Consider the following 26,240-nt stretch of genomic DNA (forward strand, 5'->3'; position numbering starts at 1 on the left):
TAATGCTATTGTTTTAAAATTGGTAGGGTTGAGCCACCATGGGGCATTACCAGGACTTTACAATCGTGACCCAGTTTGTTAAAGGCGGCCTTTAAGGCCCCCTGAACGGTGATATAGGGCTGCATAAAGATGGATTCAACCACTTCCGGTTTCATTTTTGAAACAAAAAAGATCTCGCTCTTTTCCAGAACCATGGCAATGGCTGCCGCTTTATGCCCCCCCAATTGAAAATCATTTTTGATCCGTTCAATTAAAGATTGGGAATCATCAGCTGCCAACAGCCATTTTTCAAAGACACCTTCGCCAAAGCCCTCTTCACAAGCCCCTACCAGAATGATGATGCCGCCATCTCTGACGGCATGTTTAGCATTGTCCAGGGCTTTCTGAGTTTGATAGAGATTTAAATCCTTGGGTGAACCTCCCTGCGAGACAATCACAATATCTGCCAGGGCAGCGATCGGCTTACTGTACAATTGATCCAGGAATTTACAACCTTCCCGATGGGCTTCGATATAATGTCCGGCCACGGCATGGATAATATTTTTTTTCTCATCAAGAATGACGTTGACAATAAAGTCAATGGGACAATATTCAATTGCTTCTTCCAGATCCTGTCGCACCGGATTGTCATCAATTTTTCCAGCCACCGCCAATGGATCGACCATACAGCTGTGATTCTTCTGAATAGCGGCCCGGGTTGAAACGCCAGGCATAATTGCCTTGGCCCCACCACTGTAGCCGGCAAAATAATGGTATTCTATATTACCCAGGCAAATGCGGCGATCTGCTTCAGCTACAATCCGGGTCACATCTACTGGAGTGCCATGCTTTGTTTTTCCCATATTCACAAAATCTTTTGGATCGCCATCCACACAGCGGACGGTTGAATAGATGTAATCTCCCACCAGTTTTTTCATTTCTTCGGGGCTATGTTTTCGGTGACTCCCCAGAGCGAAGACAATGGTTATATCTTCACACCGGATGCCCTTCTTTTTCAGTTCATGAAGAATCGGCGGTAATACGACATGTGATGGCAATGGCCGGGTAATATCGCTGGTAATAATCACAACCTTTTCACCTGGTTTAATAAGCTCTTTTAACGCGGCTGTCCCAATGGGATTTTGAAGCGCCGCACAGACGGCCTCTTCACCCTTTGTTGTCACTTCGATAGGATTTGGTGTTAAGATTGCTGCCAGATTTTCGTCAGGAATATCAACCACTTGTTTTTCTTTTCCAATTGCTATATCTATTTTCATAACTGACTCCAACCCCTAGATGCGGCTGACACCGCTTTCCTCAGCCGCCTTTGCCACCGCTTTGGCGACTGCGTCTTTAATGCGGGGATCAAAAGCATTGGGAATGATAAAATCAGAACGGAGCTCGTTATCGGTTACCAAACCGGCAATGGCGTAAGCGGCGATTTTCATGGCGTCATTGATATCGCTGGCTCTAACATCCAGTGCTCCCCTAAAAATCCCCGGAAAGGCTAAGACGTTATTGATCTGGTTGGCAAAGTCACTGCGTCCGGTACCAACAACCGCTGCTCCGGCTTTCAAGGCCAGATCCGGCATGATTTCCGGGATGGGATTGGCCATTGGAAATAGTATCGGATCTTTTTTCATGGACAGCACCATTTCTGGGGTGACGGTACCCGGTGCGGATACCCCAATAAACACATCGGCATCCTTGATTGCAACGGCAAGACTTCCTTTTATTCGTTCTTTGTTGGTTACCCGCGCAATTTCCTGCTTATCCGGCGTCAAACCCGGCTGTCCATCATAAATGATACCAACGCGGTCACACATGGTGATGTCAGAAACACCCACCTGCAAAAGCAGCTTGGCTATGGCTATACCCGCCGATCCGGCGCCGTTCATGACCACTTTCATAGTTTTAATATTTTTACCGGTTAATTTCGCAGCGTTTAACACCGCCGCCAGGGTGACCACCGCGGTACCATGCTGATCATCATGGAAAATGGGAATATCGCAGATTTCCTTGAGTCGTTTCTCAATTTCAAAACAGCGGGGAGCGGCAATGTCTTCAAGATTCACGCCACCGAAACTGCCAACCAGAAGACTAACCACCTGAACAATTTCATCCACATCCTTGGAACGGATACACAGCGGAATGGCATCGACATCGCCAAATTCTTTAAACAAAACGCATTTACCTTCCATGACCGGCATGCTTGCTTCCGGGCCAATGTCCCCCAGACCCAGAACCGCAGTTCCGTCACTGATGACGGCTACGGTGTTCCAACGGCCAGTCAGTTCATAACTTTTGCTGATATCTTTTTGAATTTCAAGACAAGGTTGGGCTACCCCCGGGGTGTAAGCCAGAGACAGATCCTCCTTGTTATTTACGGAAACCTTAGAATTAACTTCCAGTTTCCCTTTCCATTGATAGTGGCGTTTTAGTGATTCTTGTGCATAATCCATTTTAATAACCTCTCTAAATTTCCTTCTTAGTGTCTGGTGTCCGTTTTTATTTTTCCTTTATCGTTGAACCATGCATCAATGCTTTGACAACCGGCAGGGTTTCGCCGGTTAAAAACCGGATCAGGGCACCACCGCCAGTGCAGATATAATCAATTTTTTCGCTTAAATCATATTTGTTGGTAGCAGTAATGCTGTCACCGCCGCCGATAACGGTGTAAGCTGCGGTTTTTCCCAGGGCATCCCAGACACTTTTGGTGCCGTATTCGGTGATTTCTTCTTCAAAAATCCCCATTGGTCCGTTGGTGAAAACTGTTTTGGCGCCAAGGATGATCTCCTGAAATTTTTGGGTTGATTCGTGCCCAATATCCACCAGCATTTCATCAACCGGCAAATCAGACAGTTTCACTTCTTTTCTGACCCCGTCATCCAGATAGGCTAAATCCGTCGGTAATTCAATCATCACCCCATATTTTTCCAGTAGTTCTTTGGCATCTTCAATGTATTGATTAAACCCTCTTTTTTCAATAAAGGCTTTTGAACTTGCGCCGATGTCATATCCTTTTGCCAGTAACATGATGTTTCCCACTAAACCACCGGCCAGAACCGTGTCGGCGATTCCTTTTCCCAGCACCGAGTTCATCATGATAAAGGCATCCGATATTTTGGCACCGCCTAAAACAAAGACTGATGGTCTGCCCGGATTTTCGGTAATTTCCGACAGGACACTGTACTCTTCTTCAAACAATCTTCCCATCGCTGACGGCAGTACCTGTTCAAAACCGCAGAGGGAGGGTTGATCCCGGTGGGCAGCTGCAAAAGCATCACAGACATATAGATCAGCCAGAGGTGCCAGTTTTCTCACCAGGAGGGTTTTAGCCTGGTCTTCGTGGCTTAATTTTAAATTCGTTTCAAATAAGGTCTGTTCTTCCGAGACAAAACGAACGTTATCCAATAGCAGAATTTCGCCATCATTCAAAGCTGCAATCGCAGTTCTGGCAGTGGGTCCGCAGACATCCTCAACAAATTTCACTTCTTTATTAAGCAGTTCGGTTAAAACTTTTGCATGCGGTTCGGTGGTATAAAAGTTTTCATATTCGATATCACTGCCCTGATGGGCCAGAATAACCACCTTTGCGCCCTTATCCGACAATTCCCGGATGGTCGGTACACAGGCTTTGATCCTCGTAATATCTTTTAAGATATTTTTTTGTTTGTCCACCGGCTGGTTAATATCCACCCGCAGAAGCACTGTTTTTCCCGAAAACTGATAATCATCCAGAGTTTTAATTCCAAATTTCATTGGTCCACTCCCCTTAACGGCATTGGCAATTTAAATATTTGTTGGTAGCTGCTGTACCGTCTTCTCGGGTTTGCTGCATCCCGGTAGCCGCTCTGACCGCATCTATTGTTTCGGGAATGGTGACGCTTTCCTGAGGAATATTGATGGCAAACATAATATCGTTTCCGCTTTCGACGATACAATCTTCCCATAATCCTATTTCATACATGTCACCTCTGGTATTGCCCAGATCTCTGGCATATCGGAAGAAGGAGGCATTTCCCTGGAAACCATCATCAATTTTTACCACCCGAATACGGGGATGTTTTTGAATGCTTCCAAGGCCATTGCTTTGGTGATTTTTTTCTTACCAGTGGCCAGAACGGTGATAATATGCCCATGGGTTACTGGTGTATGAACCAGCACGCCTGTGGCTTCAACATGAGGCATAATGGTCATTAAATCAACAGCCTGATGGGAAGGCGCCTTGTCAACCTGTAGCGCATTGGTTAAACCACGGTGATAATCACCGGGATCGGCAACCCGACGGATAATGGTTATGGCTACTTTTTCGACCCCACCACAGTTTCGATCCAGACAATCAACGGCACGAATCAGGCCGGTGGTATTACAGCTGGTGAGTTTCAAATAATCCTGGTCAACGCCCTGTTCGTAATTGGCATAGCCATGGAAAAAGACATCAGCGACTGAATTCTTTTCGCCACCCTGAAAAATAGCTTTCACGCCTTTTGATGCGTAGAGTTCTTTGTTTTTAACGCCGACACCGCCTGGTGAAGAATCCAGCATAATATCAACCTGATCGACCAGGTCTTCAAACGATCCGGCAATAGGAATTTCCAGGCCTTCAAACTCTGGTTTCCGGTTCATGTCCACTAAAAACAAGTTGTAAGGCATCCCTTTTTCTTTTAATGCCCGGATTGACAGAGTCGGTGCTAAATCAGCAACCCCTACCAATTCCATATCGCCTTGCAATGCCACTGCGTCGGCCAGTCTCTGACCAATGACGCCATATCCTGCTACGCCTACTTTAATTTTTTTCATTATATTTTCCTCCTGAATTTTATTTCTTTGGTGGTGCATTACAGCACAGCCCTTCCACATCGTGAGCCGCCTCTAGAATAATTTCGCAAACGGTGGGGTGAGGATGAATGGTGTCTGATAATTCTTCAATGGTACCTTCGCATTCCATAATTATTGCAATTTCTCCGATCATATCAGTGGCTCTGGGGGCCATGATCTGAGCACCGTAAACTTCGCCAGTGGCATGGTCGCAGACCAATTTGATCAGTCCCTTGCTATGTCCCATGACACTGGACTTGCCATTGCCGCCGACACCATAACGTCCGATTTTTATGTTCTTTCCAGCCTTGATTGCTTCCTCTTCACTGAGGCCAATCCAGGCTATTTCCGGATTGGTGTAAAGACAGGAAGGTACCACCTCATAGTTCATCCGCTGCTGTTTGCCGATAATGTTTTCGGCAGCAACCATCCCCTGTTTTGTGGCAACATGAGCCAGCTGGATTTTTCCGGTGATATCACCAATCGCATAGATGTTAGGGATATTGGTTCTCAGATAGGCATCAACTTCAACAAATCCGCCATTGCGCTTAATGCCAACAGATTCCAAACCGATCTGATCGATTTGCGCTTTTCGACCAACACTGACAATGCAATGGGATCCGGTAGCATGGTTCAGCTGTCCATCTTTTTCATAATTCACGGTAATTTCTTCCGCTTCTTCAATCCCAGTCACCTTGGCACCAGCGATAATCTGAACCCCTTTTCGCTTAAGAATCTGGGACAGTTCCTTAACAATTTCCTTGTCAATTCCCTTTAGAATATCCGGCTGCATTTCGATAACTGTCACTTTTTTTCCCAGCGATGCGTATAAGGTAGCAAATTCGATGCCGATAATGCCGCCTCCGATAATCACCAGACTTTCCGGACACTGTTTCATTTCCAGAACTTCGTCGCTGGTCATAACCGATTTATTCTCAACGCCTGGAATGGGTGGTAAAAAGGGGGCGGAACCGGTGGCCAGAATGATGTGATCGGCAACAACCATTTCCCCATTTACTGCTATTTCATTCGCATTTTTTAGTACCCCAAAGCCTTTAATGACGTTGACGCCATGGGCTTTTTCAAGACCTTCAATGCCCTTTCTTAATCTGCTGACGATCTTATCTTTATGGGCTGCCAATTTTTCATAGTCAAATGCGAGATTGTTAAAAAGCACGCCAAACTCCTGGGCACCCTTTGCTTCATCGTAAAATTCGGCGCCATGAAGCAAGGCTTTGGTCGGAATACAACCACGATTCAAACAGGTACCGCCAAGTTCTCTTGCTTCGATGAGCACTGTTTTGAGACCGTACTGAGAACAGCGAATCGCTGCTTCGTATCCCCCGGGGCCTCCTCCTAAAACTGCAACATCATATTTCATAACGTCATTCTCCTTAAATCAGCAACATTGGATTTTCCAGTAATTCTTTAATCCGTTTCAAGAACTGAGCTGCCGGCGCACCGTCCACGGTACGATGATCAAAGGTCAGGCTGAGCTGCATCATCATTCGGATAACAATTTCATCACCGTTTACTACCGGTTGTTTGGCCAGCTTTCCAACCGCCAGGATACCGGCCTCTGGGGGGTTAATAATGGCAGTGAAGCCATCAATATCAAACATCCCCAGATTGGAAACGGTAAAAGTTCCGCCGCTATAGTCTTCCGGCTGAAGTCTGTTTTCTTTTGCTTTTGAGGCCAGCTCACTGGATTCTTTGGAAATTTGATCCAACGATTTGAGGTGAATATTTTTAATGACCGGGACAATTAAACCCTGATCAATCGCTACCGCCATACCCATATTCACATATTTCTTAAGCACAATACCCTCACTGGTCCAGGAGGAATTCATCATTGGGAATTCAGTTAAGGCTTTGGCCACGCAGCGCAGCACGATGTCGTTGTAGCTGACCTTTCTGCCTACTGCTTTGTACTGTTCTCTTAAGGCTACCGAATTGGTCATATCGACGGTGATGCGATGGTTGGCCTGGGCCATTTCACCAAGACTTTGTTTCATCCGTTCCGCGACAATTTTTCGCATCCCTTTGATGGGAATCAATTCTTCATCAAGTGGCGCTACCATCTGAATCGGTCCCTGACTGACTGATGCCGATAAACGCACATCGTCTGCTAACACTTTATTGCGGACGCCAGATCCCTGAACCCCATTGATATCAATATTTTCCAACTCGGCAATTTTTCTTGCCAATGGCGTTGCAGCTGTTTTTTGTGCCGGATTAAGCACATAATCCAGAACATCTTTTTCAATGACCAGTCCCTCCGGACCAGAACCATCAAGATCGGCAACATCAATCCCTTTTTCTTCCGCCAGCATTTTAGCCCGGGGAGAAGCAAAAACTCGTCCAGTTCGTGGTGCCTTAACGGTTGCTGTTTCGATCGCTGCTTCCTCAATCTGCACTGGCTCCGCACTTTCAGCAACCGCTGCAGCGGCTGCCGGTGCCCCGATGGAATCCAATAAGGCGGAAAAATCTTCGCCTTTGTCACCAACAATGGCAATCGGCTCGGTGATTGGAACCACGGCGCCAGCTTCATGAATTATTTTTAACAAGGTGCCACTGATACTGGCGTCAATGGAGATGGTCAGTTTATCCGTCTCCATTTCAAATAACGGCGCATCGGCAATGACTTCTTCTCCTTCTCCAACCAACCATTCCATAATGGTTCCTTCGGTCATCTGGAGACCTTGTTTGGGCATAATTATAAATTCTGCCATGCTATCCTCCTAACTATCGAATCTATCGATAACATACTTTTTTTGCTGCTTCAACGATCTGCTGCACACTGGGTACCACGGCATTTTCCAATTCAATATTAAAAGGAAGCGGACAGGCTTTGGCACCCAGATGAATCGGTGCGGCATCTAAATATTTAAATGCGCCATCAACCACCTGTGAAACAACTTCTGCTCCCCAACCGGCGACCTTATGGGCTTCATGAACAACCACCAGTTTGCCGGTTTTTTTAACCGATTCGATAATGGTGTCCATATCAAAAGGTACCATTGTTCGGGGGTCAATCACTTCGGCATCAATCCCCATTTTTTCCAGTTCAGCTGCCGCTTCCAGTGCTCTGCTGACATAAAGCAGTGAACCTACAATGGTGACATCTTTACCGGTTCGCTTAATTTCAGCCTGACCAAAAGGGATACAGAAATCCGGATCATCCGGTACTTCGAATTTCGAAGCATAAAGCGCCTTATGTTCAAAGAACATTACCGGGTTATCATCGCGAATCGCGGTTCTTAAAAGTCCTGCAGCATCGGCGGCATTGGACGGACAAGCTACCTTGATCCCGGGGAAGTGCATAAAAATAGTTTCCAGACTCTGACTGTGGGTGGCGGCATTTCCCCGTCCAATTCCCTGTTGTCCCCGGATGACCAGGGGAATCTTTGCTTTACCGCCAAAAATATAGCGGGTTTTGGCAGCCTGGTTAATAATCTGATCGGCAGCAACTAAGGTAAAGTCCATGTACATCAGTTCGACAATGGGGCGCATGCCAGCACAGGCGGCCCCTACACCGGCTCCAATCATCGCTGCTTCGGAGATCGGCGTATTTCTGATCCGATCGGTGCCAAATTCCTTGTATAAATCCCGAGTGCATCCAAAAATACCACCCAGCAACTCAATATCTTCTCCCATTACAAAAACATTTTCATCCCGACGCATTTCTTCTGCAATAACGTCCCGAATGGCTGTTGCGTAAGTTTTTTTACTCATTTTTGCTCCTTTCTCAAGCTTCGTAGAAAACATCGTCCATCACATCGGCAGGATCCGGATTCGGACTGTTAATGGCAAACTCGGCAGCCGCATCTGCTTCCACTTTTGCGGCTTCTTCAATCGTATCCAGTTCTGCGGCCGTGAAATCGCCAGCATCAACCAGAACTTTTTTAAACAATTGAATCGGATCTTTGGTATCCCGCCACATCTCAACGTCTTTTTTATCCCGGTAGGTTTGAGGATCTCCGGTCCAATGGCCAAGGGTTCGATACGTTTTACATTCAATTAAAGTCGGACCGTCGCCAGCTTTAGCCCGTTTAACGGCGGTTTCAAACGCTTCATAAACAGCAAAAACATCATTGCCGTCAACTGTTACCCCAGGAATCCCGTAACCAACAGCACGATCGCTGATGTTTTCAACCGATGTTGACTGTGCAACCGGTACTGAAATTCCAAAACCGTTGTTTTCACAGATAAAAATGATGGGCAGTTTCCAAACCGCTGCCAGATTCAGACTTTCATGAAAGGTTCCTTCGTTAGATGCTCCATCCCCAAAGAATGAAACCGCAACCTTGTCATTTTTCTGAAGCTTGGCCGCCAGTGCTGCGCCAGTGGCAATCGGGATGCCCCCGCCGACAATGGCATTTGCACCAAGGTTTCCCTTGGTGAAATCGGCAATGTGCATCGAACCACTGCGGCCTTTACAATAACCGGTTTCTTTACCCATGAGTTCAGCCATGGCTTTATCCAACTGAGCCCCTTTCGCAATGCAATGACCATGACCCCGATGGGTACTGGTGATATAATCGTCATCGGTCAATTGCGCACAAACAGCGGCAGCAACGGCTTCTTCGCCAGCATATAAATGAACCGATCCACGCAGTTTATTTTCTTCAAACAGGCGCAAAGCCTTTAATTCAAAATATCTGATTTTATTCATGATCTCGTAGATCCAAAGTTTTTGTTCTTTTGATATCACGTTGATACTCCTTTCAATCCTTACTGTTTTTATTCTTCCTCAGGCAAACTCCAGTTAAAAAATTCAAAATAAGGTTTTGCAGCTTTCATCCGGAATGCGTCCATATCCACCTGGGACCAGTCGTAGACACCTAAACCAGTTTTCTGCCCAAGGTCACCTTTTTCAAAGCGTGACCGGATGTAATCCGGGGTTTTGTCGGCATTAGAAAGATCCGGGAAAAGATAGTCATCAATGCTGACGATCATATCCAAACCGGCATAGTCAAAATGTTCAAAAATACCGATGGAGGTATAACGAGGTACAAAACTGTATTTTAAGGTTTTGTCAATGTCTTCCGGTGACGCGATGCCCTGTTCTACCATGTGGACGGCTTCCCGGTATAGGGCGTGTTGCAGACGGTTGCCAATAAATCCGGGAGCAGCTTTTTTCATGACCACCACTTTTCGTCCGACTGATTCCAGAAATTCATAAATGGCCTCAATAACCCCTGCTTCTGACCATTGACTCGGTACCAGCTCTACACAGGGAACCAGGTGGGGTGGATTCCATGGATGAGCCACTACCAGCTTTTCTTTTTGCTTCAAGCCTTCAGCCAGATCATCCGCTGAAATCGCTGATGTCGACGAGGCAATGGCTTTAAAGTTTGGACAGTTCGCTTCAATGGCCTGATAAACACTGTGTTTAACCGCCAGATTTTCAACCACACATTCAAAAATCAGCTCCGTATCAACAAGATCCTGATAATTGGTTGTTATCGTCAACAGTTTTTCGCAAGCCTTGTATTGTTTTTCGGTAACTAGCTTTTTTTGCACTAAATCTTCAAAACAGGCCTGATAACGTTGTTTACCGGCTTCTATTTCGGCATCATTATGTGCCAGGATGGTTGTTTTATAGCCATTCCCGGTAAACAACACGGCCATACTGGCACCGATCATGCCAGTTCCGATAATCGAAACGTTATTAATTGAATTCAATTTCATCTGTAAAATAGCCTCCTTTTTTCTTTTAGAAAAACGCTCGGTCGCTTATCCCTGGGTTAAGTAGTTGTAACACTTGATGATATTTGTTCGTTGAATGTATTCCATCATTTCATCCTGACCAATATCCACCGGGCATCGGTTGGCAAAGCTGATCCGTGCGATACACTCTTCCTGAGTCCAGCCATTTTTTATACCATCGGCAACCGCTGTGATCCATTCATAAATAAACGAGAGCTGGTTCATAATATATGACTTTTTAACAACCGGACCATGTCCCGGGACAACGTGATCCACATCCAGAGAGTAGATAAACTTAAGTGATGCAATCAGTTCATCGATATTAGCCGAGTGGAGCCAGATTTGACAATCGGAAAAGACAGTATCTCCGACAAATACGGTTCGTTCCTCTGGTACATGTACGGCAATCTGCGAATCCGAGTGTCCTGGTGTGTGATACAGCTTAAAAGTGTGATCTCCAACTTTCAGGGACAGATCTTTTGAAAAGGTAATCTGCGGTTTGTTAATAATGTAATCTTCTCGGGAGGGCATTAATTCCAGCCCCTTGGGATCCTGGCGGGTTAGTACATCAACACTGTAGTCATAGCCGTCCATTTCCCCCGGCACCAGAAAGAAATCTTTGTTCATCGCTTCGTGTCCGATAATTGGGCATTTACCGGCAAACCAATGATTCCCAAAAATATGGTCAATATGTGGTTCGGTATTAATCATGTATTTAATGGGCCCTTTTTGCTCAGCAAAGGCGATCATCTCAAGCAAACTGCTTAACCACTGAGCGTTATCGATAAACACTGATCCTTCTTTGGTAAAAACAATACTTGGGTTACACCCCCGAATCTTTGTTTCGGTATAAACATTTGGTGTTAGTTTTTCCATTTTAATTTCCTTTCTCAACAGGTGAGGTTGATTTATTTGTAAAAAAAGGAGCAGCGATGCCTTGCGGCATCATTTCTGCTCCTTAACTGGCTTAGTTTTTTTGAGCTTCCTGTGCCGCATCCTTTAGTACATGTCGTACCCATACCTTGACCATTTCTTTTCGATACTCTTTTGTCGCACGAGCATCGGTTATCGGTGTACACGACTCTGAAGCGATCACTGCTGCTTCTTCAATTAATTGATCGGTTAGCTTCTTTCCTGATAATAGGGCTTCCGCTTTTGGCACCCGGATGACAGTTGGGGCGACACCACCCAGAGCGATTTTTACATCCACCACTTCATCTTGCGCATTCAAGGTGACTTTTCCGGCGACACCGATAATGGCGATGTCCGTATCGCCCCGAATTGAATATTTTTTGTAAACAGCGCCGGTTTTGTCGGCATATTTAGGGATCTTAAAACTGACCAGCATTTCGTCATCGGCTAACACAGTTTTGCCCGGGCCGGTAAAGAATTCTTCCAGAAGAACACTTCTGTTGCCATTTTTGCCAACGATGTTGGCAATTGCTCCGGAAACGACCAAACCCGGAACGGTATCAGCACTGGGCGATGCATTACAGCTGTTTCCACCAAGGGTGGCAATATTTCGGACCTGCATGCTGGATACATTTCCGGCACCGGTTTTAACAATTTTCCAGGCACCCGTTAACAGTTCTGATTTGGAAACATCCATCAGACGAGCCATGGCACCGATATAAAGGCCATCTTCTTTTAAAGAAACTTCGCTTAATTCAGGAATGGCATTTAGACTCACCACTGTTTTTGGTTTTAGCGCACGGCTTCTTAAGCGAATAACCAGGTCGGTTCCACCGGCCAGCATTTTAACATCTGATCCCTGCTCGCTTAAAATTTGGACACATTCTTCAACAGTTTTCGGTTCGTAATATGCATTAAATTTCATTAGTTCACACCCCCGGCATTAATCTTATCGCGTGCATCTTCAATGGCTTCGACCACTTTTACATAACCGGTGCAGCGACATAAATTCCCATGTAGACCTTCCCGAATATCTTCTTCGGTGGCGTTGGGATTCTCATTTAAAATAGCAATCGCCGTCATAATCATTCCTGGTGTGCAGAAGCCACACTGAATCGCAAAGTGATCAATAAATGCCTGCTGCATCGGATGGAGCACATCACCATTGCTCACTCCTTCAATGGTCGTTATTTTTTTATTTCTCGCCTGTCCAATCAGCATCGAACAACTTTTTGCCGCTTTCCCATCAACCAGAATGGTGCAGGCACCACAATTGCCATCATCGCACCCTTGCTTTGTTCCTGTCAAACCCAGCTCGTTTCTTAGAACGTCAACCACAGTCCGATCTGGTGAGACTAGTAAATCGACTGCCTTTCCATTTATTTCACACTCAACTTGAATATAATTTGCTCTATTTTGCATCACTGGCCTCCTTATCTTTAATCAATTTCAATACTCTTTCTGCTGTCATTGGCATTTCTGTCGGTCTTACCCCAATGGCCTGATAGATGGCTGCGGCAATAGCCGGTCCAACCGGAATCATAATCGATTCTGCCATCCCTTTCGCGTTAAATGGGCCATCTGGCAATGGATCTGGAAGAATTGCCCGCATAAAGTTTTTCTGAAGTGGTGTTTCCAGAGTTGTTGGCAAACGGTAGTCTGACATATTAGGATTCATCATTTTACCGTCCTGGAACATGTGATGATCCATGATGGAGAATCCCAAGGCCATAATCACACCACCATCAATCTGACCTTCAACCAGTTTTGGATTAATCGGATTACCGGTATCAGCGGTGCTCATCAGCTTCAAAATTTTAATTTGCCCGGTTTCTTCATTCACAGCAACTTCAGCACCAAAAGCACTGTACTGATACCAGTTCCACATTCTCGGTGTCCGTCCATCTTCATGACCAGGCCCAAACCACTCAACTGCAGGCGCTGGACAAAACACCCCGCGTCCTCTGACTGGTGTTCCTTTTAAAAGACCCCAGGTCTGTTGAGTGAAGAAACTAAACGGTTCATACAGATCAGCAATATCAATAGACTCAATATTTGATCCGACAAAATAAGCTTTACCATTTTTAATGGTCACCTGTTTCTTGGCCAGACCAACTTTCCGACCAGCTGCTTCCTTTAACTGGTCGATGGCATCCTGACAGGCAATGATCACAGCATTCCCGGTTGTGTAGGTGGTTCGACTGGAGGCTCCAAAATTATCATACGGTGTTATCGCTGTGTCTGCTCTGGTAACTTTTACTTTTTCAATATCAATCTGGAATTCCGTTGCTGCCATTTGTCTGAGGGTTGTCTGAACTCCCATCCCCTGTTCATCACAGCTGACCAGTAATTCGATGCTACCATCACTATGAACCAGACAATCCGCTTCGGCTCGCCCAAGTGGTGTATTTTGTTTTCCAGCAGCCGCAATTCCTTTTCCATATTTCCATGGACCACCATCCTGTTGGCAAGGTTCATCAATATTAATGGCATCGGCAACTGCTTCCAGGCATCTTCCCAAACCAATACTGGTCACTTTTTCGCCATAAGGATTGGTTTCGCCTTTCTTTAAAATATTTTTTAAGCGAATCTCCAACGGATCCATATCCAGTTTTTCAGCTAATACATCGATCAAATTTTCCATTGCCCATTCTGATTCAGCACAACCCAGTCCACGATATGGTCCGCATGGCATAGTGTTAGTTCGTACTGCATACGAATCGCATTGAACATTGGGAATGTTGTAGACACACATTAAACCGGAAGAAGATAGGCGGCCATCAAAATAACCCCGGATTTGAGCCCCGGCATCCTCTACTAGCTCAAGTTTTTCAGCAATGATAGTACCATCTTTTTTTGCTCCCAATTTTAATTTGGTGTAGACCGGCCAATTCGATGGTGATGACGTATACATTTCTTTTCGGGTTAAAACATATGAAACGGTTCTTTTTGTTCTTAAGGCCATCAACACTGCCAAGGGTTCTACCAGAGGAAACAAACGATTGCCGAAGCTACCACCAGTAACCGGTTGAATAACCCGAACCTTATTTGATGAAAGCTGTGGATACATGGTTAGAATATGATTCTTGACAACCCCGTGAACTCCACAACCATTGGTAATAATAGTCACCCCACCACCTTCGTGGTATTCAACAATGCTACCGTTACACTCGATTTGGGAGGTTGATTTTTTACCAGCCTGATACTCTTCTTCAACGATTACATCCGCTTCAGCAAAAGCTTTTTCGACATCACCATGGGTTAATTTGTAACTCCCCATTACATTCGGACCTTCTGGTTGAACCCCACCATAGCCAGCAGCAATTCCCAATTCTGGACTGGTAACCGATACGGCATCCGCTTTGAAGGCTTCGCGCTGATCAACTACATAAGGCAATTCTTCATATACCACCTTCACCAGTTCCAATGCCTGCTCAGCAATTTCGATACTTTCTGCAGCCACCGCCACAACAGCCTGCCCCGCCCAGATAACTTCATCTTTTGCCGGATTTCCATAATAACTTGACGCATAAGGGATATCCGCCCATGCAATATCAGGATCACTTCCTTTTACAACAGTTGCAACACCTGGTAGCGCCTCAGCTGCACTCGCATCAATACTCACAATTTTTGCATGGGCATGCGGACTCCGTAAAACCTTTACATGCAACAAATCCCGATACTGAACCTGATAGTCCTCAAAGTACTTTGCTTTACCAGTCGCCTTTTCGTATACGTCGACTCTTTGAACACTTTTTCCAATGTAATTGGTCTTTTCACAATCAGACATAATTGAACCTCCAAATTTAAAGTAAAAATTTAAAAATACTTGAAAAACTAACAATAGAATTTTTAGCATTCATCAGCAGCGCTTTAAGTACTACAAAAATTAGCGTTTTCATACCATTGCTATTCATACAATATTTTAATTTTCCTTTGTACGGCATATTTTTTTAAATATTATATATAATCGATTATATTTTATAGATGAATAGTAACACCTCCCTTTGCTAATGTCAAATGATATTTCGCAAATTTTGTATAATTAATTTTACGTAAAAAAAATCTGTTTAACAGAACTCGCACAATGACTACTCTTTAATCATTATGCGAATTTCTGTTAAACAGATTCGAATTTTTTTTATTGTTCTTCTCAACTTCCTCTTGTCAGGAAATATTATTCATTTCTTCAATCAATACTTCAAAATGCTCGGTGACCGCTTCCATGGCCATTTCTTTACTTCTTGTTTTTAATGCCTGATAAAGACTGTTATGCCGTTCAGCTAATGTTTCCAAAGTAAGATCTGAAATCCAGGCACTAATACTGGTATATTCCCGTATTTTACATTGATTCCAAAGCTTGATTAGCAGCTCATTATTAGAGATTTCCATAATTTTTTCGTGGAACAAGCTGTCTTTTTCAACAAAAAGTTCAAAGTTTCCATCTTTAACCGCTTGTTTCATTTCATCCATTACATTGAGGATATCCTCCAGCTGATCATCGGTAATGACTTCAACGGCATAGCGCATGGCGGCCATCTCCAGAGCTTCCCGGACATAATAAGCATCAATCACATCTTTCTTATCCATTTTGCGCACAAAGGCACCCTGATAAGGGCGGTTCTCAATAAAGCCCATCATCTCGAGATCTCTGATGGCCTCTCGCACAGGTGATTGGGAAACCCCCAGTTTTTTCGCCCAGCGCGTTTCTACCACCCGCTCTCCGGGCTTTAACTCCTCACTGATAATTGCCTGTTTGATTACTTCTCGTATTTCATCACTATATAAAGTTCGTTTTTTTAATTTACCGTCTGCTTCAACCACAATAAATAACTCCTTACTTTGCTTTCATTCCAGTTTAATTATAGCACAAATTCTTTACTTGTCAAAATTATCTATAATCGTTAATGGATTCTTTTTATATTTTTTAAATGTATTTAATTTCTATATTATACCCAGATGTCTTAATTGATTTATTTATGTCAAACTCGACGATACATTTTCAAATGCATATAATTTTTATGCGTTCAATAGTGAAATGTGCCAGTTTGCTTTAACTAAATAAAAAATTCTTTGCATAAAAATCCAAAAGAAATTAGCCCAATCAAAAAGACGTATTGCTTCTTAACATCGTGTTATTCGGCAATACGTCTTTTTGACTGTGATCGGTCATCGTTTTTACTTATGCGATTATAAACTTCAGCTGATTTTGATAATTTTTACACTTGTTGTTCTGCTACTGCTTTTTCAGGAAATTTTTTTGCAATTAAACCGGCAAGTGGGCCCGCTGCTTTTTCAGCAACCCATCCCATTACTGCTCCCAGTACCAGTGCAATGACTACACCGACAATATTTCCGCTTGGAAAATCGGCGGATGCAGTGCCAAAAAGACACGCCGCACCAATGAATGCTCCTGGAATAAATGATAAGATTTCAATTTTTGCCTGGATACACATCATTACAACTGCAAGAAATACAGCTAAACCCATGGCAAGTGGTGAAGCCCATGCACCAACAATAAAAAAGATAACCGCCGCCCAGAATACTCCGGCTAGGTTTGAAGCAAGTCCCTTGACGAAACCCATATTTTTCCCGCCAGCTGCAAAGAATGTTGCTTCACCAGCAAAAGCAACCCATACAATTACAGGCAATACTCCCGCAATAAAAACCAAATGTGAGAATACCCCTGCAATAATTCCTGCGGTTAGACCAATTGCTACTAAATAACCCATTATAATTCCACCTTTCAATTTTACCATTTCGGTAATGTAATAATACTAATCTGATTGCTCCTGGTGTCCTTTTCGAATCGCATAAGTCTCGACACATGATTCATTTAGCATTAATTCTAGCCTGGATCAATTGTGCTATATTACATATAATCGATTATATGTAATATACAGTATGTTGATGTAAACGTCAATCATTTTTTTTGCATTTTTATTTGATCCGTCTTCATTGCGATTATCACTTATACTAACCGAGCTTATCTGGATCATATTTTTCAATCGTGATCAGCTCTTTTCCCAACGCACTACACTAAATTTTTAATTCAAACGTGTCTACCATTTTTTTAAGGAGTTCTGCCTGTCCCGAGAGTTCTTCACTGGCTGCCGCACTTTCTTCAGCCGTTGCAGAATTGGTTTGTACTACCATTGAAACCTGTTCAATCCCCTGAGTGATTTGAGCAATTTCAAGTGCCTGATCATTGGACGCCAAAGCGATCTTGCCGATTATATTTGCAACTTTTTCGATTCTACTTAGAATATTATTCAAGCTTTTAGATGTATCATCAACAATGCTACTGCCAACTTTTACTTTTTCAATGGACCCTTCAATTAGACCGGTTGTTTCCTTCGCCGCCTCAGCACTTCTTGCCGCCAAGGTTCTGACTTCTTCCGCAACAACTGCAAAACCTTTGCCATGCTGACCGGCCCGTGCCGCCTCTACCGCAGCATTTAGAGCCAAAATATTTGTTTGGAAGGCAATATCGTCAATGACTTTGATAATTTTTGAAATGCTATTTGAAGATTCATTAATCTCAACCATGGCAGTAACCATTCTACGCATTTGTTCATTCCCTGTTTCTGCACTTTGGCGAACCGCCAACGCCAGTTCATTCGCCTCATTGGCATTTACAGCATTCTGTCTGGTTTCACCTGCAACGTCTTCTATCGACGCCGTAAGTTCCTGAATAGCACTGGCCTGTTCGGTGGCTCCCTGAGCCAATGCCTGACCCCCGTCTGAAATCTGCTGGGCTCCCACATCAACCTGGCTGGCCGCCAAAGTTATCTCTAAAATGGTTTCACTCAAACTTTCTGTGATTTGGTTTAATGAATTCTTGATCGGCAGAAAATCTCCCCAATACTCGGCTGTGATTTTTTGATTTAAGTTTCCTTTTCCTATTTCTTCCAGTGTCATGGTAATTTCTGACACATATTGTTTCAAAAAAGTAATGGTCTGGTTTAATGCATTTTTAATTTGAGCGTGATCGCCCCTATAATCACCAGCCATCTCTGCATTTAAATCTCCTTGTGACAACTTTTTTAAGCTATCTGATGCTTCCAGAATTGGGGCAATAACTGCATCCAATATTTGGTTAAAGCCGTTGATGACCTTTGCGTATTCGCCATTAAATTTCTCGACATCGCCCCGATTGCTAAGATCCCCTTCAACTGCAATATCAGTCATAATTTTTGTCTCATCCACCAACTGGATAATATTTTCAATCATCCGAATCAAACAGGGTATGATCTGATCATTTTCACTTTGTCGAGGAACTTTTTTCAGAGCCTCCAAATCACACATATTTCCATTTCCAATGTTAGTTGATATTTCTACAACACGAACAAGTTTAATATTTACCAAATTAATTGATCTTGCCAGATCGGAGTATATCCCTACGAAATCACCTTCAATATTCTGGGTAAAATCATTTTTACTCATCAGTGAGAGAATTCGATTACATTCTTCTAAGGCTGTCATCCCTTTTATACAGGAGTTAATATTATTTTTCAGAACTTCAAACTCCCCATCATACGTTTCAGTTATAACGTCTGGCTTATCGCCCTTTCCAATCTGATAGATATATTCAGAGAAAGTACTTACTGGAACGGTAAGCGAATCAAGCATTCTATTGACACCTATGATTATTTCTTTGTATTTTCCATTAAAATGCGCCACATCGCCTCTTGTATTGAGTTTACCTTCTTGGCAGGCCTTAACAATACCATCGATTTCAGAATACAGGCCTTCTATCGAATCTGCTATAGACAGTAATTCGTCGCTAATTAGCGATTGGGTATTTTGATTTTTAGAATCGATAGTTAAATCACCTTCGCCAATTCTTTTAATCCGCTCCACCAGATCCATCTCAAGATACTCAGCCAACTGGTTCAGATTCACTATCATCTGTTCATTTTCATTCGAAGCAGTTTGTTCAATTTCTTTTTTTGAATAAATTCTATTTATTCTATTAATAGTTTTATTCAGCTCACTTAATGCCATCAACCTACTCTTTAAAAATGAATAGGTTATGCACAAACCCACTAATACAAACCCGACTGACGTAATCAGAAGCACACTGATTTGGTTTAAAACTAAATTAAAACTAAATGACACCATCATTATTAACACCGATGTTGCAATAAGCAGTATCGATATAAAAACTAGTAATTGCTTAAACAAACTCATCAAACAATTCCTCCTGCTGCTTTGCTACTAACCACTTTGTTATACCTCTGTTGCTTTTCTCCATCTTCTTACTCCTTTTCAATTAATCGATTATCGTTTATGTTTTATGCACTATATTATAACTCTATGTCACGATAATATGCAAATAGATACTTAAAATTACAGCAGAAATATTTGTAAATAATTATTGCTTCCTTGATCTTTCCTACATACCTTGTTATTTCGACAAAAAACAGACTTCTGCGTCATCGCTTATTTGCGATGATGCAGAAGTCTGTGTTCTTAGACCAGCTGACGCTTGGCATACTTATAAAAATAGGCTTCTTTTTTCATCAGTTCGTCATAGGTGCCGGATTCAACAATGCTGCCCTTTTCCAGTACCAGAATGCGGTCGCAATCCATAATCGTGCTAAGCCGATGGGCAATCACAATCCGGGTGGCGTCGAGGTTTTTCAAACTTTCAGAAACAATCTTCTGGGATCGGTTATCCAGGGCGCTGGTCGCTTCATCGAAAAAGAGTATGGCCGGATTGGCGGCAATGGCTCTGGCAATCAGCAACTTCTGGCGCTGGCCTCCAGACAGGGTACCGGCTCCCTCCGCCACCATGGTTTTCAGACCCATGGGCATTTCCCGGATTTCCTCATCCATACCGACTTTTTTAAGCAGTTCCCAGACTTCATCTTCCGACAGTTCTTTTTTTGAACCGGCAATGTTTGATAAGATATCCCCGGGGATCAATTGGCTGTCCTGGAGTACCACCCCCATTTGCTTTCTGATTTCCCGGATATCCACACTTTCCAGATCAAAGCCGCCACAGTAAATGCTGCCACTGGTGGGTTTTTCAAAGCCCAAAAGCAGCCGCAACAGGGTTGACTTGCCACTGCCGGAAGCCCCAACAATAGCCACATACTCGCCATGTTTGATATGGAGAAAAATATTATCCAGAATCGTGGCCCCGCCCTGATAGTAGGAAAAATAGAGATGCTTAATTTCAATGTCTCCCTGAATTTTTCCGGGGGTGGTTTTAAAGCTATCCACTTCGGGCACACCGTCGATGATCGGTTTGGTATTTTCATACTGGGGCACCACACTATTGATCGAAATCAATGTTTGCACCAGTCCCAGCAGCGACGAGATAAAAATGACAAAGGCCGAATTGATGGCCACAAAACCCCCAGAGGAAATGCTATTGACACTGACATAATAGTAGATTACACACATTGACAGGGTTGGCAGAGCAATGGTCATCAACCGCAGCAAGGCCATCAGCTGACCACGCTTATATTCCACCTTCCGCTGTTTGGCATATTCCCGAACCCATTTCAGATAAGAGCGACTTTCAGCGCCAGCCACCCGTAGCCGGGAAACCGAGGTGATCAGCTCAAACACCATCCCCGAAATATCATTAGACATTTCCAGTGAGATCCGCTGACATTTCATTTGCGCTTTTCCGATGACCAGGGTGATGGCCACACTGACCGCCGTTAAAGCCATGGCGATCCAACCAATGGTGGGATTGATGGTGAAGATATACAATCCGTTAACCAATGAAAATGAGCTGGTGATGATCATCGTGATGACATTCACCGATAAAATTTTCTGGATCATTGCAAAGCCAGTGGCTCGCATCGCCAGCGCGCCCGAAGAGTACTGTTTAAAAAAAGAGGCCGGTAGCGATAACAGTTTATCCAGCAGGGAATTCTGCAAAATTGACAATTTCCCCTGAATGCGGAGCACACAGATGTTTTGCACCATTGCAAACAACCCCCGACTGACGGCTACCGCCACCAGAATAAAGCCTACTACCAGAATCGTCACCGACTGATTCTGAGGAATCCAGACGTTGAAAGTCTCCTGCATCGCCATCGCCGGCAACAGCGAAAGCAGCGCTGCCGCCAGCGCCAGCACCAGCGTTAAGACCAGGTCGCGACGACGGAACAGTTTTAAACCCAGCTTTACCATTTCCCAAAAGGTCACTGGTTCCTTGGGCAGGGGCGGGTAAAAAACATAGGCCCGGTCGAATTCCGACTGGGCATCCACTTCCTGAAAGCCCCCATCACCCCGCCAGCACCGATAGCGGCTGGGGGATTTGGGAATCAGAGCCACCGGCTCCCCGTCTTTGGTAAAAGCCAGCATCGGGCCGTTATCGCGCTGATACCAATCCGCTTTTAATTCCACCTGCCGAAAGCGAAAACCCGATTCATCGGCAATCAGTTTAAAGGGATCGCCGCCACTAAGCTTTCTAAGCGGGGGAATTTTCACAACAATACCCATCGCTTCAGCGACTCTGGCCACAGCGGCAATCAGGGGATTGTCGTCCAGCGTGGCGGCCGATTTTTGGGGCGATAACACGCTGTCGAAGGCTTTTTTAGCACTGTTATCATATTTTTTATTGAGCTGTCGGATTTCTTCTAATTTTTTGGCCATCTTATCCCTCAGTTCTGATCAGACTTGCATATTCGCCGCCTAAAGCCATTAAATCTTCATGGGTACCCCGTTCAACCACGGCACCACCGCTTAACACGATAATCTCGTCACAATCCCGAATTGTCGACAACCGATGGGCAACCAGAATGGTGCTGATGCCCCGACGCCGAATGTTTTCACTAACCGCAGCTTCGGTGGCGGTATCCAAGGCACTGGTGGCCTCATCCATGATCAGAATTTTCGGGTTTTTGCACAGTGCCCGGGCGATTTCCAGGCGTTGCCGCTGGCCGCCGCTTAAATTCTTGCCGCCTTCGGTTAAAATGTGGTCAAAGGCATTAGGCAGGGCCAGAATATCCTCATAAATGCAGGCATCTTTGGTGGCCTGGATGACATCCTCGACGGCAATGGTCTCATCCCACATGGTAATGTTATCCAGCACCGAAGCTGAATACATGACAATTTCCTGGTCAACCGAGCTCATTGTATTGACCCGCAGCTCAGCTGGAATCGCTTTAATATCCATGCCATCGATGCGAATTTCGCCGCTCCAGGGCTGATAAAGGGTGGTTATCATTTTGGCAATGGTCGATTTACCGCTGCCCGACGAACCCACCAAGGCAATCGAGCCGCCCGCCCGGAGTGTCAGGTTCAGGCCCTGAATAATCGGAGCCGATAAGCGGTTATAACCAAAGGTCAGATCCCGGATCTCAATCTCACCTTCCAATTGATCGCAGTCAAACCCCTCCAATGAAAGCTTTTCGGCTTCCAGGGCGACATCTTCCGGATATTTTTCAACATCATCGAGGCGTGAAATATCGGCGATCATCCCCTGCAGGGCAGCGCTGGTGCTGACCAGCTCGCTCATTGGCTGGGTAAAACCGGTCATCAGGGTGTTAAAGGCCACAAAGGTACCGATGGTCATGGCCCCCATTAAGACATATTCACTGCCGATGGTAAAAATCAAGGCCGTTAAAACACTGGTCATCAGGGTCGGCAGCACCGAAATAATCGCTTCCATCCGGCCCATTTTCTGTTCCACCGCCAGGGTTTCAGCACTGAGTCCGGCGATCCGGGTAAAAAAATTGTCTTCTTCGCCAATCGATTTAATGGTTTCGATGGATTTTAGATTGACCATGATCCAGCCAATTGATTTTCCCTGATACTGCAGCAGCACCCGGTTGTTATCAGCATTTTTCTTGGCGGTGTACTGTAGCAGAAAAATATTGATTGCAGTGATGACAATCCCGATCAGAGTCAAGATGACATTATATTGAAACAGCAGAATCAGGTATAAAAAGGCCGTGACCAGATTGACCAGAATCCGGGCCAGATTGGAAGATAAGGCGGTGGCAACCGTATTGATGCTTTGCATCCGGCTGTTGATGTCCCCGGATTGGCGCTGATTAAAAAACTCCACCGGCAACCGCAGCACGTGCCGCAGATAAGCCCCGGCACTGTCGATGGCAATATAGTTCTCCATCCGCACCAGCGCATTTTCCTTCAGCCAGTTGAGGATCGCCTGGAGCACCACCGTGTTTAAGAGGATAAAAATAAAGATCAGAATATCAAATTTTTCGGTGTTGTTCAGGAAATAATCGACAAAAATTTTAGCATAATTGGCGATGATCAGACCGGGAATCACCAGCAGCACCCCCAGCACCAGGGCATAGAAAAGCGGCGACACGCCGGTTTGGGAAAGCCGTTTATAGAGGGCCTTCCAAACATTGGGTTTTTCTCCAGCTGGCGTGAACTCCGGTCCCGGGCGGGATTCAATGACGACTCCGGTAAACATCTGCCCCAGTTCCTCGTTGGTGATCACCCGTTGTCCCGAAGCCGGGTCGCACAGATAAACCTTGTCGTTCTTAAACCCTTCCAGCACTACAAAGTGACTAAAATCCCAGTGAATGATCACAGGCATTTCCATTTCTTTTAACTTATCAACGGTGCAGACAAAGCCCTGGGACTCCAGACCATAAAGCCGGGCCGTTCTGGCAATGTTCCCGGCCTTGACACCATCCCGGGATACGCCACAATCGATCCGCAGCGTTTCCAGGGTTTCGTAGCGTCCATAATAAGCCAAAATCATCGATAGTGAAGCGACCCCACATTCCACCGCTTCCATTTGCAATACCACCGGAACCTTGGCTATTTTAGGTAGTTTTCCATGCTCATCCCGACTTTTTTCAGTTTCTGATTTCGTCATCCGTAAGCCGCCTTTCTAGGAAATAATCAGATCAATGAGATAAAGCTGATCGGTGAAAATCGTCGCTGTACCGGAGGTTCCGGCGGTAATTTCACCGTTAAAGCCATTGTTTTCTTTGGTCCAGATATAATTCCCCTGATCATCAACCTTGGGATCGATAATAATCAGCATTTCGATGGGGCTCTCTTCATCCTGGGACAAACCACTGAGCGTAACGCTGCGGACAATCCCTCTTAAATACCCATACTGATCACTGTTGACCGATTCCAGATCAACAAAAACCTTATCCCCCTGCTTGACGTTAACCGCTCCTTCATAACTGGAATAGGCCTGAACCACCACTGTGGTGTCTTCATTCTCCCGTTTGACAATTTTGCCCAGGGTCGAGTTTTTGGGAATATATGCCCCATCCTGAAAATTCAGGTTGGAGATCACACCGCTTTCCATGGCTACAATCATGGTTTGCCGTTTCACCAGACTTTTTTGCTGATCAGTCAAGACGGCGCCATTATTGATTGATGTTGCCGTTGCTTCGGTGGTCAATACCCCCAGCAAATCCCCCCGTGTGACATAATCGCCATTGGAGACGGCCAGTTGCGAGAGGATTCCTTCGTTTTCAACTACCACATCCACGGTTCCCTCACCATAGGCCACCACCGCATCGGTGGTGGTGGTAATATTAATGGGAACGGTCACAGCATAGATCATCACACCCACCAGAAAAATAATAATGCCCAATAAAATCAGGAGATTTCCCGGACCGATGACCGTCATCAGAGCTGCATGTTCACTTTTGGGAGTGCCTTTATCCGCTTTATTCCGAAAGATTGATTTATTCACCACCGTTACCTCCCCCTGTGATATTATTACGGGGCACCAATTGATCGTTTAAATAGATCTTCTGAAATACCGGTATCCCACCGATTAACCGTTTATCAAAGCTTAAGCTACCATAGACGGTCTCAAAACTGTTTTCGGCCAACACTTTTTTTATCGCCTCCGTTTCCAGACTTTGGGCCTGGTTGGCCGCATCGGCTGCCAGATGCATGGTCATATAGGCCTGGGCGGCTGGTAGATCCGGATTCTGGCCATAAGCCTGCTGATAGTCCTGAATAAATGCGGCCTCAGCACCAGCGGTGGCGGTATTGTTAAAGTAACTGGTGACCTGGATCAGGTTTTTCATACTTTGGGGAATGGTATACGCTTGAACCTCAATGTCATAACTGGCAAAGACTGGCCGGGTATTGCCGGTTTTCTCCAGGTACTCATAAAGCGCTGTGATGTCATTGCCGACACAGGCACTAACAATCGCCTGAGCCCCCATACTGTCCCATTTTTTAACATAATAGCGGAAATAATCGAGATTTGGCAGATACGAAACCGCATCGACAATTTCGATTCCCATCGCATTGGCATGTTCTTCTACCTTTTGAATAAAGTCTTTGCCATAGGTATTGCCAGCGCTATGAACGACCGCAATCCGGCTGATTCCCTGAGCCGCGATGCTGCCAACCAGCTCACTGGCCATGGCATCGTCGGACGGCGCACAAAGATAAGCCCCCGGATTTTGAGCCAGATTCAGTTTCGAGCTGGCAATAATCGGGGCAAAAAGCAGCTTGTTGTTCTGGTGATAAATGCTGCCCACCTTTAGCACATCGTCGGTACTGCGATGGCCGATGACAATTGGAAAACCCGGATTTTCGGCGATTCGGGTGGCTACCTCTACTGCTGTATTGGTGTTGTTCCCATCATCATTGTAGTTTACTTCGATGGCCAGATTAAGAATTCCGCCCTGATCGTTGATCTCCCGGGCGACCAGTTCAATGCCATTTTTGAAGGATTGGCTATAATCTTCCGAGAATGGATAAACCACATCCACTGACAGTGTACTGGTTTTGGTGGTTTCTGTTGCACAGCCAAAGCAAAGCAATCCACCGCTGACTATTATAGCTAGTATCGATAATACCATCAGGTGTTTTTTCATAACCTTCTC

At 44.8% G+C, this 26,240-nt stretch carries 21 protein-coding genes; all 21 read right to left on the reverse strand.

Going from position 1 to position 26,240, the window contains the following annotated elements; translation table 11 throughout:
- Positions 1-5 precede the first annotated feature (5 nt).
- Positions 6-1,256: a nickel-dependent malate racemase, LarAH6 family gene (larAH6, locus tag CHL1_RS16790; RefSeq protein WP_250934119.1), complete on the reverse strand. Its 1,251-nt coding sequence runs from the start codon at positions 1,254-1,256 to the stop codon at positions 6-8.
- Between the two features lie 15 nt (positions 1,257-1,271).
- Complete coding sequence (locus CHL1_RS16795) at positions 1,272-2,441, reverse strand: NAD(P)-dependent malic enzyme (RefSeq protein WP_250934120.1); 1,170 nt, start codon at positions 2,439-2,441, stop codon at positions 1,272-1,274.
- Between the two features lie 46 nt (positions 2,442-2,487).
- Complete coding sequence (locus CHL1_RS16800; RefSeq protein ID WP_250934121.1) at positions 2,488-3,741, reverse strand: phosphoglycerate kinase; 1,254 nt, start codon at positions 3,739-3,741, stop codon at positions 2,488-2,490.
- A gap of 13 nt (positions 3,742-3,754) precedes the next feature.
- Positions 3,755-4,030, reverse strand: a complete 276-nt coding sequence (locus CHL1_RS16805) for a hypothetical protein (protein ID WP_250934122.1) — start codon at positions 4,028-4,030, stop codon at positions 3,755-3,757.
- Positions 4,024-4,782 carry a type II glyceraldehyde-3-phosphate dehydrogenase gene (locus CHL1_RS16810; RefSeq protein WP_250934123.1) on the reverse strand — a complete coding sequence of 253 codons (759 nt, stop codon included), beginning with the start codon at positions 4,780-4,782 and terminating at the stop codon, positions 4,024-4,026. Before CHL1_RS16810 ends, CHL1_RS16805 begins: the two co-directional genes overlap by 7 nt.
- 19 nt (positions 4,783-4,801) lie before the next feature.
- Entirely contained in the window at positions 4,802-6,181 is a 1,380-nt protein-coding gene (lpdA, locus tag CHL1_RS16815; protein WP_250934124.1) for a dihydrolipoyl dehydrogenase, read from the reverse strand.
- A gap of 13 nt (positions 6,182-6,194) precedes the next feature.
- Positions 6,195-7,532: a 2-oxo acid dehydrogenase subunit E2 gene (locus CHL1_RS16820; RefSeq protein WP_250934125.1), complete on the reverse strand. Its 1,338-nt coding sequence runs from the start codon at positions 7,530-7,532 to the stop codon at positions 6,195-6,197.
- A 22-nt stretch (positions 7,533-7,554) separates the two neighbouring features.
- Positions 7,555-8,535, reverse strand: coding sequence for an alpha-ketoacid dehydrogenase subunit beta (locus CHL1_RS16825; RefSeq protein WP_228878548.1), 981 nt, complete (start codon positions 8,533-8,535; stop codon positions 7,555-7,557).
- Between the two features lie 13 nt (positions 8,536-8,548).
- Positions 8,549-9,520, reverse strand: a complete 972-nt coding sequence (locus CHL1_RS16830; protein WP_276520503.1) for a thiamine pyrophosphate-dependent dehydrogenase E1 component subunit alpha — start codon at positions 9,518-9,520, stop codon at positions 8,549-8,551.
- A gap of 23 nt (positions 9,521-9,543) precedes the next feature.
- Positions 9,544-10,494, reverse strand: a complete 951-nt coding sequence (locus CHL1_RS16835; RefSeq protein WP_070370832.1) for a 3-hydroxyacyl-CoA dehydrogenase family protein — start codon at positions 10,492-10,494, stop codon at positions 9,544-9,546.
- Between the two features lie 45 nt (positions 10,495-10,539).
- Positions 10,540-11,388 (reverse strand): MBL fold metallo-hydrolase, encoded by an 849-nt coding sequence (locus tag CHL1_RS16840; protein WP_228878558.1) that lies wholly within the window; start codon positions 11,386-11,388, stop codon positions 10,540-10,542.
- A gap of 91 nt (positions 11,389-11,479) precedes the next feature.
- The gene (locus CHL1_RS16845) at positions 11,480-12,349 is read right to left on the reverse strand and encodes an FAD binding domain-containing protein (protein ID WP_070370830.1); all 870 of its coding nucleotides are present in this window, start codon (positions 12,347-12,349) and stop codon (positions 11,480-11,482) included.
- Positions 12,349-12,846, reverse strand: a complete 498-nt coding sequence (locus CHL1_RS16850) for a (2Fe-2S)-binding protein (protein ID WP_070370829.1) — start codon at positions 12,844-12,846, stop codon at positions 12,349-12,351. The genes CHL1_RS16845 and CHL1_RS16850 overlap by 1 nt, the downstream gene beginning before the upstream one ends.
- The gene (locus CHL1_RS16855; RefSeq protein ID WP_250934126.1) at positions 12,836-15,214 is read right to left on the reverse strand and encodes a xanthine dehydrogenase family protein molybdopterin-binding subunit; all 2,379 of its coding nucleotides are present in this window, start codon (positions 15,212-15,214) and stop codon (positions 12,836-12,838) included. Before CHL1_RS16855 ends, CHL1_RS16850 begins: the two co-directional genes overlap by 11 nt.
- Before the next feature lie 377 nt (positions 15,215-15,591).
- Positions 15,592-16,248: a GntR family transcriptional regulator gene (locus tag CHL1_RS16860; RefSeq protein ID WP_228878562.1), complete on the reverse strand. Its 657-nt coding sequence runs from the start codon at positions 16,246-16,248 to the stop codon at positions 15,592-15,594.
- 395 nt (positions 16,249-16,643) lie between these two features.
- A complete protein-coding gene (locus CHL1_RS16865) occupies positions 16,644-17,156 on the reverse strand; it encodes a DUF1097 domain-containing protein (RefSeq protein ID WP_228878566.1) in 513 nt (170 codons plus the stop codon).
- Positions 17,157-17,463: 307 nt separating this feature from the next.
- Positions 17,464-19,617, reverse strand: coding sequence for a methyl-accepting chemotaxis protein (locus CHL1_RS16870; protein ID WP_228878569.1), 2,154 nt, complete (start codon positions 19,615-19,617; stop codon positions 17,464-17,466).
- Between the two features lie 282 nt (positions 19,618-19,899).
- Entirely contained in the window at positions 19,900-22,044 is a 2,145-nt protein-coding gene (locus CHL1_RS16875) for an NHLP bacteriocin export ABC transporter permease/ATPase subunit (protein ID WP_070370819.1), read from the reverse strand.
- Between the two features lies 1 nt (position 22,045).
- On the reverse strand, positions 22,046-24,247 hold the full coding sequence (locus CHL1_RS16880) for an NHLP family bacteriocin export ABC transporter peptidase/permease/ATPase subunit (RefSeq protein WP_250934127.1): 2,202 nt from the start codon (positions 24,245-24,247) through the stop codon (positions 22,046-22,048).
- 15 nt (positions 24,248-24,262) lie between these two features.
- The gene (locus CHL1_RS16885) at positions 24,263-25,087 is read right to left on the reverse strand and encodes an HlyD family secretion protein (protein WP_250934128.1); all 825 of its coding nucleotides are present in this window, start codon (positions 25,085-25,087) and stop codon (positions 24,263-24,265) included.
- Positions 25,080-26,231, reverse strand: coding sequence for an ABC transporter substrate-binding protein (locus tag CHL1_RS16890; RefSeq protein WP_250934129.1), 1,152 nt, complete (start codon positions 26,229-26,231; stop codon positions 25,080-25,082). The genes CHL1_RS16885 and CHL1_RS16890 overlap by 8 nt, the downstream gene beginning before the upstream one ends.
- Positions 26,232-26,240: the final 9 nt, after the last annotated feature.

The organism is Acetobacterium wieringae, from assembly GCF_023700225.1.
Classification (GTDB): domain Bacteria; phylum Bacillota; class Clostridia; order Eubacteriales; family Eubacteriaceae; genus Acetobacterium; species Acetobacterium wieringae.